Below are 12,089 nucleotides of genomic sequence, written 5' to 3'. Positions count from 1 at the left end.
CCCCGCTAAGCAAGCACCGTATCAGCGCGGACGGATGCCGAGGACTCCAGCACCAGCAGCTTCGGGGCTTACGCCGCTCCTACAAACAGCCACGGGCAGCACTGCGCCGCGCCAAGGCGTAAAATGGTGGGCTGAACCCCCGCCAGCCTTCAGCAAGCGAGCAAGCCCGTGACATCGATCAAGCAGGAAGACCTCATCCAGTCCGTCGCCGACGCACTGCAGTACATCTCGTACTACCACCCGGTCGACTACATCAAGAACCTCTCCGCCGCCTATGAGCGCGAAGAGTCGCCGGCGGCCAAAGAGGCCATCGCGCAGATCCTGATCAACTCGCGCATGTGCGCCGAAGGCCACCGCCCGATCTGCCAGGACACCGGCATCGTCACCGTGTTCCTGGAAATCGGCATGAACGTGCGCTGGGACGACGCCACCATGGGCGTCGAGGACATGGCCAATGAGGGCATCCGCCGTGCCTACGCCTACCCGGACAACAAGCTGCGCGCCTCGGTGCTGGCTGACCCGGCTGGCAAGCGCACCAATACCAAGGACAACACCCCGGGTGTGGTCAACGTAAAGGTCGTGCCGGGCAATACCGTCGATGTGATCGTCGCCGCCAAGGGTGGCGGTTCGGAAGCCAAGAGCAAGTTCGCCATGCTCAATCCGTCCGATTCGATCGTCGATTGGGTGCTCAAGACTGTGCCGACCATGGGCGCTGGCTGGTGCCCGCCGGGCATGCTCGGTATCGGCATCGGTGGCACCGCCGAGAAGGCGATGCTGCTGGCCAAGGAATCGCTGATGGAGCCGATCGACATCGCCGATCTGCAGGCCCGTGGTGCCTCCAACCGTGCCGAAGAGCTGCGTCTGGAGCTGTACGAGAAGGTCAATGCGCTGGGTATCGGTGCACAGGGCCTGGGTGGCCTGACCACGGTGCTGGACATCAAGGTCAAGGATTTCCCGACCCACGCCGCCAACTTGCCGGTGGCGATGATCCCGAACTGTGCTGCCACTCGCCACGCGCACTTCACCTTGGACGGCAGCGGCCCGGTGATGCTGGACCCGCCGTCGCTGGAAGATTGGCCCAAGCTGACCTACGACTCGTCCAAGGGCACCCGCGTCGATCTGGACAACATCACCCCGGAAGAAGTAGCTGCATGGAAGCCGGGCCAGACTCTGCTGCTCAACGGCAAGCTGCTTACCGGCCGCGACGCCGCGCACAAGCGCATGGTCGAGATGCTCAACAAGGGTGAGCAGCTGCCGGTGGACCTGAAGGGCCGCTTCATCTATTACGTCGGACCGGTTGATCCGGTGCGTGACGAAGTGGTGGGCCCGGCGGGCCCGACCACGGCGACCCGTATGGACAAGTTCACCCGCCAGATCCTGGAGCAGACCGGCCTGTTGGGCATGGTCGGCAAGGCTGAGCGCGGCCCGGCGGCGATCGAGGCGATCCGTGACAACAAGTCGGCCTACCTGATGGCCGTTGGTGGCTCGGCCTATCTGGTGTCCAAGGCGATCAAGGCTTCCAAGGTGGTTGGCTTCGCTGACCTGGGTATGGAAGCCATCTACGAGTTCACCGTGCAGGATATGCCGGTGACCGTGGCGGTCGACTCCACCGGTGAATCGGTGCACAAGACTGGTCCGCGCGAATGGCAGGCACGCATTGGCAAGATTCCGGTGATCGTCGAGTAATCGACACCTGTCACTGGTGATGCAACGACGGCCCGGGCTATGCTCGGGCCGTCGTCGTTTGCAGGGATGGTTCGATGCGCAGATTTCTATGGATGCTTGCTTCAGTAGTGTTGTCGTTGCTTGCAGGCTGCGCGAGCGGCGGTGGAGGCTGGGGTGATGCGCCGCGTAATGACCCCGCGGCCTGCGTCAGTTATTGCCAAAACGCTTACAAGCTCTGTAGCGCCAACCCGAGCAGCTACGGCGACTGCGGTGAAGCGAACCGCAGCAACCAATGCGACAAGATCACCAACCCGGAACTGCGCGGCGCCTGCCAGACCTCGCAGGCGTTCTGCCAGAACCGGTCGGCTGCGTCGGTGTGCGGCGAGCGCTTGAACAGCTGCATGAACAGCTGCAACTGAATCCGCCGCTAGCTGCAGCTTCTGCTCCCTCCCTTTGCCGCAGGCAAGGGGAGGGTTGGGGAGGGGGGCTCTAGGCTCGAGCTGTCGCGATTGCTGTGGATATACCAGCTTCGCGGCTTACGTCGCTCCTACTACTACCACCGTGCCGAAGGGGCGCAGCGAAGTCCTCTGCCGAGCATGGCTCGGCACTACGCCCTCCCTTTGCCCGTAGGCAAGGGGGAGGGTTGGGGAGGGGTGCTCTAGGCTCGAGCTGTCGCGATTGCCGTGGATTTACCAGCTTCGCGGCTTACGCCGCTCCTACAACTACCACCGTGCCGATGGGGCGCAGCGAAGTCCCCTGCCGAGCATGGCTCGGCACTACGCCCTCCCTTTGCCGCAGGCAAGGGGAGGGTTGGGGAGGGGTGCTTTGTGCTGTTGCGGAGGCGACATCTGCTTCGCGGCTTATGCCGCTCCCACAAGCCGGGCGCCTTGCTTGGCTAGAATGTGATTTTCCAGCCGGGAACTCAGCGCATGTCAGTTGTTCTGTACGGATCGCAAAGCACTGCTTCGTTGGTGGTGCATTGGTTGTTGCTTGAACTCGACGTTGAGCACGAACTGCGCCAGCTGGATTTTGAACGCGGTGAGCAGAAGTCAGCGGAGTTTCTTGCGATCAATCCTGCCGGTCGTGTGCCCGCGCTGATCATCGATGGGCAGGTGCTGACCGAGTCCGCCGCCATTGCCATGCAGTTGGCCGATCTGCATCCGCAGGCAGGTTTGGCGCCTGCGCCTGGTACGGCGGCGCGCGGCGACTACTACCGTTGGATGTGCTTCTGCGTGTACACCTTGATGCCGGCCTACCGCGCCTGGTTCTATCCGCAGGAGCCGGCGGGAGAATCGAATGCGGAGGAGGTGAAAGTGCGTGCCAGAGCGCAGTTGGAGGCAGCCTGGCAGCAGATGGCTGATCACCTGGCTGCGCAGGGTCCTTACGTTCTGGGCGAGCAGCTGAGCGTCGTCGATTTCGTGTTGACCATGCTGATGCGCTGGAGCCGCAATATGCCGCGGCCTACCGACAGCTGGCCGGAGCTGGCTGCGCATGCGGCGCGGATGAAGGCGCGGCCGGCGTTTGCTGAGGTTTATCGGCGTGAGGGGATCAGTGATTGGTTGTGAGCGTGGTTGTGCGGTGACATTGGTGGCTTCGCGGCTGACGCCGCTCCCACAAAAACTGGGCGCGCCTGTTTCAATCGACGTGGTCGTCGAACTTGCGCCCGCCCTGGAATGGCATCAGGTGCTGCTTGATGATGCCGTTGGGCACCGTCTCCAGCTTCATCACGCCGTATTCCTGCGGCCATTGGGCTTGATCGCGCGGTAGCTTGAAGGTGCCCATCAACATGTCCACCAGCGGCAGGTGGATGGCGTAATTGACGTCCACATACTCCTGCTGCCGGGCGTGGTGCCAGTGGTGGTAGCGCGGCAGTACCAGCAGGTATTCCAGCCAGCCAAAGCGAATGCCGAGATTGGCGTGTGCCAGCACTGCCTGCAGGCCGACCAGGATCACGTAGGCATTCACCGCCGAAGTCGAGAAGCCGAGGATCAGCAGCGGCAGAAGTACCGCGCTGCGGGTCAGTACGATCTCGACAAAATGCACCCGCGAGCCGGCCAGCCAATCCATGTGCCGGCTGGAGTGGTGCACGGCGTGGAAGCGCCAGAGCCAGGGGATGTTGTGATACGCGCGGTGCAACAGGGCCTGCGCCATGTCGGCGACAAAGACCGCGATCAGGAACTGCGCCCACACCGGCAATGACTGGATCGCTGCTTTCAACGACGGGAAGGCAGCCAGCCCGGCGATGGTCGAAGTGGAGGCGGTGACCAGAATGAGGATGAACTGCACCAGCACGTGGCTCATGAAGAAATACGCCACATCGGTGCGCCAGCCTGGACGCAGTGGCGAGAGCTCGCGTTTGCCCAGGTAGCGCTCCAGTGGCACGAACACCAGCGCTGAGAAAAACAGCGACAGCACGAACCAATCCAGCCCCAGCGAGTAAGGGGTCTTGCCGATGGCATCGAACTGCACGTTGGTGCCGCCCAGCAGTACCGCCACGGTTGCCGTGCCCACACCCAGGGTGGCGATACGCTTGTTGCGATCGCGCAGGATCGCAACCGTGCCCATGATGAAAGCCGCTGCCAAACCCACCAGCAGCAGATGGCGGGCAAACTGTTCGTTGTAGACCGCGCGGAACTCGCGGCTGGTGAGCAGTTCGGGGAAGTGGAAGCAGGCGACCGCCAGCAGGCTCAACACGCCGAGCAATGCGGAGCCATAGGCGAAGAATGAGCGGCGGGTACGGGCCATTGCGGACTTCCTGTCTCTGATCGGGCGATTCTGCCTGTGTCTGCTGAACGGGGGAAGTGGTACGGGAGCCGGGGACGGCCTGCTTCACGCTGGCTGTGCAGGTATGCCGGTAGCTTGATGTGAATCAAGCGCGGCCACGCCATGTGCTTGTAGGCTGGCCTTTCCGGGAATGATCTGGGGTGGATGGATGAGCGGATTGACGGTTCCGGTGAGTGCGGCTGATCACATCCAGGGCGATCTGGATGCTGCGGTCGTATTGGTTGAATACGCGGACTACCAGTGCCCGTATTGCGGCGAGGCGTTCTCTTTGGTCAAGCGCCTGCAGCAGCGCTTTGGCGATGGGCTGTGCCTGGTGTTCCGCAACTTCCCGCTGGTGCAGGCGCACCCACAGGCGTTGCCTGCGGCGATCACCGCCGAGTACGCCGCCGCCCACGGTAAATTCTGGGAGGCGCATGACGCCTTGTTCCGCAGCCAGCAGCAGCTGGGCGAGGTGGTCTACCGCGAGTTGATGCGTGAGTTGGGCTTGCCCGAGGAAGGCTTGGCCGCAGCAATGGATGACAACAACCATCTGCTGCGCATCCAGCGTGATATCGAAAGTGGCATGCGCAGCGGCGTCACCGGTACGCCGGCTTTTTTCATCAATGGCGAATTGTTCCAGCCCAGGCATAGCTTCGAAGAGCTCTACGACGCCATCGTCCAGGCCAGCGCCAAGAACAACTGAGCCTGCCTGGCGCACGCCACTGCGGCACCAGAGCAGGTGCTGCAGATAACGCGCCTCAGCCGATCAGGCTGAGCACGGTTTCCGGTGGGCGGCACAAGGCAGTGCCTTTGGCGGTACGCACGATGGGGCGGTTGATCAGGGTTGGGTGCTGGCTCATCGCGTCGATGAGTGCGGTCTCGTCATCGAGTTTGGCGGCCAATCCCAGTTCGGTGTAGGCCGCTTCCTTGCTGCGCAGCAGGTCGCGGGCCGGCATGCCCATGGCATCCAGTAGCGTGCGCAGCTGTGTGGCCGAAGGCGGGTGGTCGAGGTAGTTGATCACCTCGACGTCGACACCAGCCTCCTGCAACAGCGCCAGCGCGCCGCGTGAGTTGGAGCAGCGGTTGTTGTGCCAGATGGTCGCTTTCATTGCTTAGAACCACTCCAGCAGCGACACGCCAACGCCGATGTACGTCGCCCGGTGGTTGTAGTCGATCATGCTCTCGCCGTAGCCATCAAAGACCTGCACATGGCCGCGCAGCAGCTTGTTGATCGGGAAGCCGTAATCCATCTGCAGCGAACCATGCGAACGGTCGCCGCTGCGCAGTGAGTGGCGGCCGGTGATGGCCAGCTCGTGCCCATTGCGGTTGTAGACCAGGGTGGCGTCGCCACGGCCCATGTAGTCCTCTATGTCCGGATTGTTGTCGTCGCGGCGGCCTTCCGGAATGCGGTACCAGGGGCGCAGCATGATGGCCCAGTTCTCACGGTCCAGGCCGACATTCATCACCACCCGGTTCCAGCTGCGCGAAAGTGGATCGCTGCGGCCGTTGGACTGATGGTTGAGGCTGAAGCCGGTCATGCGTCCGTTCCAGCCGAACAGCGAGTAGCCGTTGCGGAAGGTCAACATCACTTCCGGCTCGTAGTTGGTCTCGCGGAACGGGCGCGACAGTTCGCTGTTATAGGCTTGCCAGCGCGAGCTCTGGGTATAGCCGACCCAGATGTCGCCGTTGTCGCCAAACAGGTTCTCGGTGACCTTGGTCTTGAAACTGAGTTGGAATTTCAGCTCGGTGCTGTCCAGTTCCTCAGCCTGGGTGACGGTGTTGTTGGGATTGGGCGAGTGCGGCATCTCGTTGGGCTTGCTGCTCCAGAATGCCGGCAGCAGATAGACAGGCTTGTAGGCGCGCAGCTGGAACAAGCCCAGCTTGGAGTCCTTGGCCAGCTCCCAGCGGCTGTCCAGCAAGGAACCGCGGCCGGCATTGGCGGCCGCGGAGTCCAGTTCGTCATGCGCGAAAAGCTCGTTGCGCCGCGGCAGCGGCTCGTCCAGCTCCTTGGCGGTGGCCTTGGCCTCCTTGCGCGCCTGCAGAGCAGCGGCCGCCGCGGCATCGGCTGCGCGGGTGTCGGTGGCGGTGCGGCCTAGCGCGTTGTCGTAGCAGGCCAGGCGGGTGGCATCGGTCTCAAGCGCGAAGCAGGCCTGCGGTGAGGCGGGCGTCGGCATCGATTCCTGCGCAACAGCCGAAGCGCTGGCGCCACTCAGGATGAGCAGCAGGGCATGGGGGAGGGCTTGTGTTCGCATGGGTTCCATCCGGTCGCTGTGGGGTGGCCGGGCCGGGGCAATCGAGGGCATTGCGCGCCGGCAGCTGTGGCAAGGTAGGGATTGTCGGTGATTCCCGGGTCGAGGTGGCGTTACGACGGCCCTCAGAAGAACCAGGCAATGGCGAACACGCCGATCATGGCGACCGCCAGGCCCAGCTTGAGTGCGACCCCGAGGACGATGCCCAGCCAGGTGCCGAGGCCGACCTTGGTGGCCTGGCCGAGTTGGCGACCATGCAGGTATTCGCCGCCCAGCGCGCCAAGAAACGGGCCTACAAACAGCCCGATAGGCATGAAGAACAGGCCGACCACCGTGCCGATCGCCGAGCCGATCAGGGCCAGCTTGCTGGCGCCCACCTTCTTGGCACCGGCGATGGTGCAGATAACGTCCACGATGATCGAGATGACGGTCAGTACGCCCAATACCAGCAGTGGCAGCCAGCCCACCCGGTCGAATCCATCGCCCCAGGCCGCCAGCAGCAGGCCGACGAATACCAGCGGCACCCCCGGCAGCGCGGGCAGGATGATGCCGGCGATACCGACCAGGACCAGCAGTGCGCCGACCAGATAGAAGATGAATGAATAGTCCATGTGTACTCTGAAGGGGGTCGGATAGGGGTTGACTTTAATGCATGTGCCGGTGTTGCAATTTCGTTTGCCCCGAGTTAAGTTGCAGCCGCTGAGCTTGGCAAGGTCACCGTGAATCGTGGCCTGATGGGTAGATCGAAGGATTTGCTGCATCGTTGCACCTCGCTTCCTCCTTGCAACCAGCCGCCTTACCGGGCGTAACCATCAAACGAAAGAGTTACAGGGAGTTAGTCGAGATGTCTGATCGCGAAACCGGTACCGTCAAGTGGTTCAACGACGCCAAGGGCTTCGGCTTCATCAGCCGCGAAAATGGTGAGGACGTGTTTGTGCACTTCCGCGCCATCCAGACCGATGGCTTCAAAAGCCTGAAGGAAGGCCAGAAGGTCACCTTCACTGTTGTGCAGGGCCAGAAGGGCCTGCAGGCTGACGCCGTACAACCGGCCTGATCCGGCGGCAGTGCAGCCAAAAGAAAGGCCCGCGCAAGCGGGCCTTTCTTCGTCAGCGCTAACGGTAGCGGCTCAGCGGATCACCACGCGGCCGTTGACCACGCGCACATAGGTGTTCTCGCGGATCCCGCCCAGGTCCTTCTGGTTGACCACGATCACGCGGCCATCGTCCATGCGCACCTGGATGTCATACGAGTTGCCGGTGACGTTCTGCTGGATCTTGTTGCCGGCCATGGCACCACCAACGGCGCCAGCGACGGCGGCGATGTTCTGGTTGCCCTTGCTGCCGCCGGTCTTGTCGGAAATCTCGTGGCCGGCGACGGCGCCGACGATGCCGCCGAGGATGGCGCCGGTAGCGCTGGGAGCGGTGCGGCCGGAGGCGACGGTATCGATGCGGGTGACGATGCCGCAGTCGGTGCAACGGTTCTGGTTGTAGCCGTTGTTGTTGCCGTAGTTGCCACCATTGTTGTAGCCGCCGTTGTTGTAACCACCGCCGTAACCGGGGGAGGTGGCGCAACCGGCCAGCGCCAGACTGGCAATTGCGCCTACAGCGATCAGTTGGATCTTCATGGTGTTTCTCCTTGCCAGATTGAAAGTGGGTACAGCTGAGTGACCCGCGGCGAAGATCCTGCGGTTTTGCATGTGAATGGAGGGCCAATCACATGTGAAAACGCAGTTTGCTTACTTGAAGTCCTGATGGCATGACTTGCAGTCGCTGCCGATTTTTTGCACTGCAGCAGCCAGTGCCGCGCAATCTGCCGGCGGCTTGGCCAGTGCATCGTTCAAGGTGGCGCGATAGCGACTGGCGTGTTGCTGGAAGCGCTCGTCATCGCGCAGCCCGGGGAAAGCGGTTTCCAGATCGTTGGCCAGTGCGCGCAGGGTCTGCAGGCGCGGCGTGCTGTCGGTGACGCTGCAGCGGTTCTGTTTCTGGCTCTCGCCTAGCAGCTGGGCCTGCTTGGCCATGACCGTCATCAGGCTGTCCGGGAAGTGATCCTGGCGGGCCTGGATGGCGCGCATCCCCATCACGGTGGCAATCACCCCGATCAGCAGGCCGGCGAGCAGGACGAACAGGTAGCGCGAGGCTTTGGACGGGGGACGGGCGGGTGCAGGGTCGGACATTGCGTTGGCTCCAGGCTATTGGCAAAGGGGTTCGACTGCCGGTCATTATGCAGCGGTACGAGCGAAGCCTGTGTCATCGTGCCAGCGCGCGGCTCGCCGCAGGTCCGGGGCAGGCCGTAAAATGCGTGGATGAAAGAAGAATTGCGTGAGCGCTTTGCCGGTATCGACCGGCTGTACGGAGCCGGTACCATCACCCACCTGAGCGGCTGCAAGGTCGCCGTGGTCGGCATGGGCGGGGTTGGCTCGTGGATCGTGGAGGCGCTGGTGCGCTCGGCGGTCGGCCATTTGAGCCTGATCGATGCCGACGATATCTGCGTCTCCAACACCAATCGGCAGCTGCCGGCGATGGCCGGGCAGTATGGCCGCAACAAAGCGCTGGCCATGGCTGAGCGCTGCCGTGCGATCAACCCGGATGTCGAGGTCGAGGCGGTGGAGTCGTTCCTGACCCCGGCCAATATGGCCGAACTGCTGGATCGCGGCTTTGATCTGGTGATCGATGCCTGCGACAGCTTCCGGGTGAAGGTGGAAACCATCGCCTGGTGCCGCCGTCGCAAGCTGCCGATGATCACCATCGGTGCTGCTGGTGGCCGTACCGATCCGACCCTGGTGCGGGTGCGCGACGTGTCGCGGACCGAGCATGACGCGATGATGGCGCTGATCCGCAAGAAGCTGCGCAGCGAGTTCAATTTCCCCAAGAGCGCGAAGCGCTACTTCGGCGTGCCGGCGGTATATTCGCTGGAGAACGTGAAGTACCCGCAGGCCGACGGCAGCGTCTGTGGCATCCGCCCGAACCTGGGCCCGGATGAAGCCTTGAAGCTGGATTGCGGCGGCGGCCTGGGCGCGGCAACGCATATCACTGGTGCGTTTGCCTTCGTGGCGGTGGGCAAGGCGCTGGAAATGCTGTTGAAGAGCCGCGCATAAAAGCGAGCGGATTTGTAGGGCCTGTGGGAGCGGCGTAAGCCGCGAAGCTGGCATTGTTGAAATCGCCAGCTTGTTCGTGATCTGACTGACCTGTGGCTTCGCGGCTTATGCCGCTCCCACAAAAACAGCAGTGCTGTTACGGCAGTTTGAACAGTCGCTTCGCATTGGCGGTGGTCTGCGCGGCGATATCCGCCGCCGGCTGTTGGCGCAGTTCGGCGACCGTGTCGACGATCTGCCGTAACCGCGCCGGCTCATTGCGTTGACCGCGGATGCCGGCATCCGGCTGATCCGGAGCGTCGGTTTCCAGCAGCAGGAACTCCAGCGGCATCTGTGTGACCAGACCGCGCAGGCGGTTGGCGCGCGTATAGGTGATGGGGCCGCCCAAGCCGATCATGAAGCCCAGGTCCCATAGCTGCCTGGCCTGCTCCGGACTGCCGGAAAAGCTATGCACCACGCCACTGAGTTTGCCAACGCGGCGGATGCGCTGGATCACTTCATCCAGGGCACGGCGCGCATGCACGATCAGCGGCAGCTGAAAGTCCCGCGCCAACTCAAGCTGGTCCTGGAAGTACATGCGCTGTTCGGCCGGGTCGAGATTGTCGACAAAGAAATCCAACCCGCATTCACCGACGGCGCATGGTTTCTCGCGCTCCACCCAGTCGCGTAGCTGCTGCAGATGCTCGGGACGGTGCTCGGGCAGGAACATCGGGTGCAGGCCGTAGGCCGGATGCAGCCCTGCATCGGCCGCGCAGACCTCGCGCAATTTGGGCCAGCTGGCCGCGGTTACCGCCGGCACGATCTGCATGCCCACGCCGGCAGTGCCGGCGCGGGCAATCACCGCCTCGCGGTCGACGTCGAATTCAGCTGCATCCAGATGGCAGTGGCTGTCTACCAACTGCACGGCTCAGCGCTTGCCCGGCAGTATCGGCGGCTCGGCCGGGTCCTTGCGTCGCTTCCAGTTGGCGAGCAGCAAGGTGCTCAGGCCAAACAGGATTTCATCGACAAACGGGATCGGGTCGGGCAGCAGCATGCTGATGACGAACAGCGCACCGGTCAGTTTGAACAGGGTGGGGTAGCGCAGCTTGCGTGCCCATTCCAGAAACGGCGACAACATCATGCTCGACATGGCGTATCCAGATGAGAGGGGTTCAGACTGCCCTGTAAGATCAGGGCCAGCAGGCTGAATATTGCGACGAGTTAAGTGATTTCGATAGGGTGAGGATCGAAATACTGGCCTCTGTTCAGCTTATCCATGCTGGAATCCTCCCAACACAACCGCGGCCAGCCGCACGGAGACAGACCATGAAGAGCACAACCACGACCGTTTTGGTTGCCGCCGGCGCGTTGCTGGTAGGTGGCATCGCCACCGCCGCCTTCATGCAGGGCCGCGACAAGGCCAGTACTGCGCCTCTGGTCGAGGGCGCACGCCCGGTGCTGGATACCACGCCGCTGGTGGACGACGCCGCGGTCACCGGCAAGGTGGAAACCCCGGCCGAACCGCAGCTGCAATATGCAGACGTGCTCAAGGTTGCCCCGGTGACGCAGAAGGAACGCGTCTATGGCACGGTCACCGGCAGCGACCCGATCCGCGAAAGCTCCACCACCAGCACCCCGCATGAAGTCTGCGAGGACGTGGTGGTGCAGGAGCGCCTGCCCGAGCGTGACGGCAATGTCGGCGGTACTGTCGCTGGCGCGGTCATCGGCGGCCTGCTGGGCAACCAGATCGGTGGCGGTAACGGCAAGAAGGCAGCCACTGCTGCAGGCGCCGTGGCCGGCGGCGTGATCGGCAACCAGGTCGACAAGCGTCATGTTGGTGGCCGTGTGGTCAATCGCACCGAGCGTCAGTGCCATACCGAACAGCGCACCGCCGAGTCCAGCCGTATCACCGGCTACAACGTCAGTTACCGCAAGCCCGATGGCAGCACCGGCACGATGCGCATGGACAGCCGTCCGGGTGAGCGCGTGTCGCTGGGCAACGCCAACCAGACCATCGGCTACGACGTGACCTACCGTTACGACGGTGCGGAAAAGACCGTGCGCATGCAGGACAAGCCAGCCAGCGATCGCCTGCCGGTGATCGACGGCCAGCTGGTCACCCAGACCGCAGCGATGGCACCGGCGGCGAACCGCCAATAAACGGCGCTAGCCGTAAGCTTGCTGCTTCAGTAATTGAGTCACCAGGAATCCGATGCCCGACCTCTGGCATCGGATTTTTTATTGTTTTGTGGGGGCCGGGGGACGGCCGCAGGGGCCAACCACCCCCGATTGGGGAGGTCTGGATGATAGAAATCTAACAATAGCATGACTGGCGTGGAAAC

General features: G+C 63.0%; 15 protein-coding genes. 6 read left to right on the top strand and 9 right to left on the bottom strand.

Annotated features, from left to right (window positions below; all coding sequences use genetic code 11):
* Window positions 1-168 precede the first annotated feature (168 nt).
* The gene (locus tag ACVOMB_RS19500) at window positions 169-1,686 is read left to right on the top strand and encodes a fumarate hydratase (RefSeq protein ID WP_481532704.1); all 1,518 of its coding nucleotides are present in this window, start codon (window positions 169-171) and stop codon (window positions 1,684-1,686) included.
* A gap of 235 nt (window positions 1,687-1,921) precedes the next feature.
* Here the strand turns inward: ACVOMB_RS19500 and ACVOMB_RS19495 are convergent, their stop codons facing one another.
* Window positions 1,922-2,068 carry a hypothetical protein gene (locus ACVOMB_RS19495; protein WP_481532703.1) on the bottom strand — a complete coding sequence of 49 codons (147 nt, stop codon included), beginning with the start codon at window positions 2,066-2,068 and terminating at the stop codon, window positions 1,922-1,924.
* Window positions 2,069-2,594: 526 nt separating this feature from the next.
* Between ACVOMB_RS19495 and ACVOMB_RS19490 the strand changes: the two genes are divergently transcribed.
* Window positions 2,595-3,230, top strand: coding sequence for a glutathione S-transferase family protein (locus tag ACVOMB_RS19490; protein WP_481532702.1), 636 nt, complete (start codon window positions 2,595-2,597; stop codon window positions 3,228-3,230).
* A 70-nt stretch (window positions 3,231-3,300) separates the two neighbouring features.
* Here ACVOMB_RS19490 and ACVOMB_RS19485 read toward each other — a convergent pair whose 3' ends face one another.
* Window positions 3,301-4,410: a sterol desaturase family protein gene (locus tag ACVOMB_RS19485; protein WP_481532701.1), complete on the bottom strand. Its 1,110-nt coding sequence runs from the start codon at window positions 4,408-4,410 to the stop codon at window positions 3,301-3,303.
* Window positions 4,411-4,597: 187 nt separating this feature from the next.
* Between ACVOMB_RS19485 and ACVOMB_RS19480 the strand changes: the two genes are divergently transcribed.
* Window positions 4,598-5,131 (top strand): DsbA family protein, encoded by a 534-nt coding sequence (locus ACVOMB_RS19480; protein WP_481532700.1) that lies wholly within the window; start codon window positions 4,598-4,600, stop codon window positions 5,129-5,131.
* A gap of 55 nt (window positions 5,132-5,186) precedes the next feature.
* Here ACVOMB_RS19480 and arsC read toward each other — a convergent pair whose 3' ends face one another.
* The 3 genes from arsC to ACVOMB_RS19465 all read right to left on the bottom strand — a co-directional run bounded on the left by arsC (window position 5,187) and on the right by ACVOMB_RS19465 (window position 7,288).
* On the bottom strand, window positions 5,187-5,537 hold the full coding sequence (gene arsC, locus ACVOMB_RS19475; RefSeq protein WP_481532699.1) for an arsenate reductase (glutaredoxin): 351 nt from the start codon (window positions 5,535-5,537) through the stop codon (window positions 5,187-5,189).
* A gap of 3 nt (window positions 5,538-5,540) precedes the next feature.
* The gene (locus ACVOMB_RS19470) at window positions 5,541-6,680 is read right to left on the bottom strand and encodes a phospholipase A (RefSeq protein WP_481532698.1); all 1,140 of its coding nucleotides are present in this window, start codon (window positions 6,678-6,680) and stop codon (window positions 5,541-5,543) included.
* A gap of 122 nt (window positions 6,681-6,802) precedes the next feature.
* Window positions 6,803-7,288, bottom strand: coding sequence for a DUF456 domain-containing protein (locus tag ACVOMB_RS19465; RefSeq protein WP_481532697.1), 486 nt, complete (start codon window positions 7,286-7,288; stop codon window positions 6,803-6,805).
* Window positions 7,289-7,521: 233 nt separating this feature from the next.
* Here ACVOMB_RS19465 and ACVOMB_RS19460 point away from each other — a divergent pair, with 233 nt between their 5' ends.
* Entirely contained in the window at window positions 7,522-7,731 is a 210-nt protein-coding gene (locus ACVOMB_RS19460) for a cold-shock protein (protein WP_282271583.1), read from the top strand.
* Between the two features lie 72 nt (window positions 7,732-7,803).
* Here the strand turns inward: ACVOMB_RS19460 and ACVOMB_RS19455 are convergent, their stop codons facing one another.
* Both ACVOMB_RS19455 and ACVOMB_RS19450 read right to left on the bottom strand, forming a co-directional pair.
* A complete protein-coding gene (locus ACVOMB_RS19455; protein WP_481508457.1) occupies window positions 7,804-8,301 on the bottom strand; it encodes a glycine zipper 2TM domain-containing protein in 498 nt (165 codons plus the stop codon).
* A 111-nt stretch (window positions 8,302-8,412) separates the two neighbouring features.
* Window positions 8,413-8,850, bottom strand: coding sequence for a cytochrome c (locus ACVOMB_RS19450; protein ID WP_481514402.1), 438 nt, complete (start codon window positions 8,848-8,850; stop codon window positions 8,413-8,415).
* Between the two features lie 129 nt (window positions 8,851-8,979).
* On the opposite strand from ACVOMB_RS19450, the gene ACVOMB_RS19445 reads away from it, so the two are divergent.
* Complete coding sequence (locus ACVOMB_RS19445) at window positions 8,980-9,771, top strand: tRNA threonylcarbamoyladenosine dehydratase (protein ID WP_481532696.1); 792 nt, start codon at window positions 8,980-8,982, stop codon at window positions 9,769-9,771.
* A 136-nt stretch (window positions 9,772-9,907) separates the two neighbouring features.
* On the opposite strand, the gene ACVOMB_RS19440 is transcribed toward ACVOMB_RS19445, so the two are convergent.
* Both ACVOMB_RS19440 and ACVOMB_RS19435 read right to left on the bottom strand, forming a co-directional pair.
* Window positions 9,908-10,672 carry a TatD family hydrolase gene (locus tag ACVOMB_RS19440; RefSeq protein WP_481532695.1) on the bottom strand — a complete coding sequence of 255 codons (765 nt, stop codon included), beginning with the start codon at window positions 10,670-10,672 and terminating at the stop codon, window positions 9,908-9,910.
* 3 nt (window positions 10,673-10,675) lie between these two features.
* A complete protein-coding gene (locus ACVOMB_RS19435; RefSeq protein WP_062166057.1) occupies window positions 10,676-10,897 on the bottom strand; it encodes a DUF6116 family protein in 222 nt (73 codons plus the stop codon).
* Between the two features lie 176 nt (window positions 10,898-11,073).
* Here ACVOMB_RS19435 and ACVOMB_RS19430 point away from each other — a divergent pair, with 176 nt between their 5' ends.
* Entirely contained in the window at window positions 11,074-11,907 is an 834-nt protein-coding gene (locus ACVOMB_RS19430; RefSeq protein ID WP_481532694.1) for a glycine zipper 2TM domain-containing protein, read from the top strand.
* Window positions 11,908-12,089: the final 182 nt, after the last annotated feature.

The organism is Stenotrophomonas sp. STEN018 (assembly GCF_056760235.1).
The sequence above is the reverse complement of the archived record's forward strand: the minus strand, read 5'-3'. Positions and strand labels throughout refer to the sequence as shown.

What these genes read in the sequence shown, in the direction of transcription:
- ACVOMB_RS19480 (WP_481532700.1), top strand. Translation starts at nt 4,598, where the DNA reads ATGAGCGGATTGACGGTTCCGGTGAGTGCGGCTGATCACATCCAGGGC.
- ACVOMB_RS19435 (WP_062166057.1), bottom strand. Translation starts at nt 10,897, where the DNA reads ATGTCGAGCATGATGTTGTCGCCGTTTCTGGAATGGGCACGCAAGCTG.
- ACVOMB_RS19455 (WP_481508457.1), bottom strand. Translation starts at nt 8,301, where the DNA reads ATGAAGATCCAACTGATCGCTGTAGGCGCAATTGCCAGTCTGGCGCTG.
- ACVOMB_RS19495 (WP_481532703.1), bottom strand. Translation starts at nt 2,068, where the DNA reads ATGCAGCTGTTCAAGCGCTCGCCGCACACCGACGCAGCCGACCGGTTC.
- ACVOMB_RS19460 (WP_282271583.1), top strand. Translation starts at nt 7,522, where the DNA reads ATGTCTGATCGCGAAACCGGTACCGTCAAGTGGTTCAACGACGCCAAG.
- ACVOMB_RS19490 (WP_481532702.1), top strand. Translation starts at nt 2,595, where the DNA reads ATGTCAGTTGTTCTGTACGGATCGCAAAGCACTGCTTCGTTGGTGGTG.
- ACVOMB_RS19470 (WP_481532698.1), bottom strand. Translation starts at nt 6,680, where the DNA reads ATGCGAACACAAGCCCTCCCCCATGCCCTGCTGCTCATCCTGAGTGGC.
- ACVOMB_RS19445 (WP_481532696.1), top strand. Translation starts at nt 8,980, where the DNA reads ATGAAAGAAGAATTGCGTGAGCGCTTTGCCGGTATCGACCGGCTGTAC.
- ACVOMB_RS19485 (WP_481532701.1), bottom strand. Translation starts at nt 4,410, where the DNA reads ATGGCCCGTACCCGCCGCTCATTCTTCGCCTATGGCTCCGCATTGCTC.
- arsC (WP_481532699.1), bottom strand. Translation starts at nt 5,537, where the DNA reads ATGAAAGCGACCATCTGGCACAACAACCGCTGCTCCAACTCACGCGGC.
- ACVOMB_RS19430 (WP_481532694.1), top strand. Translation starts at nt 11,074, where the DNA reads ATGAAGAGCACAACCACGACCGTTTTGGTTGCCGCCGGCGCGTTGCTG.
- ACVOMB_RS19465 (WP_481532697.1), bottom strand. Translation starts at nt 7,288, where the DNA reads ATGGACTATTCATTCATCTTCTATCTGGTCGGCGCACTGCTGGTCCTG.
- ACVOMB_RS19450 (WP_481514402.1), bottom strand. Translation starts at nt 8,850, where the DNA reads ATGTCCGACCCTGCACCCGCCCGTCCCCCGTCCAAAGCCTCGCGCTAC.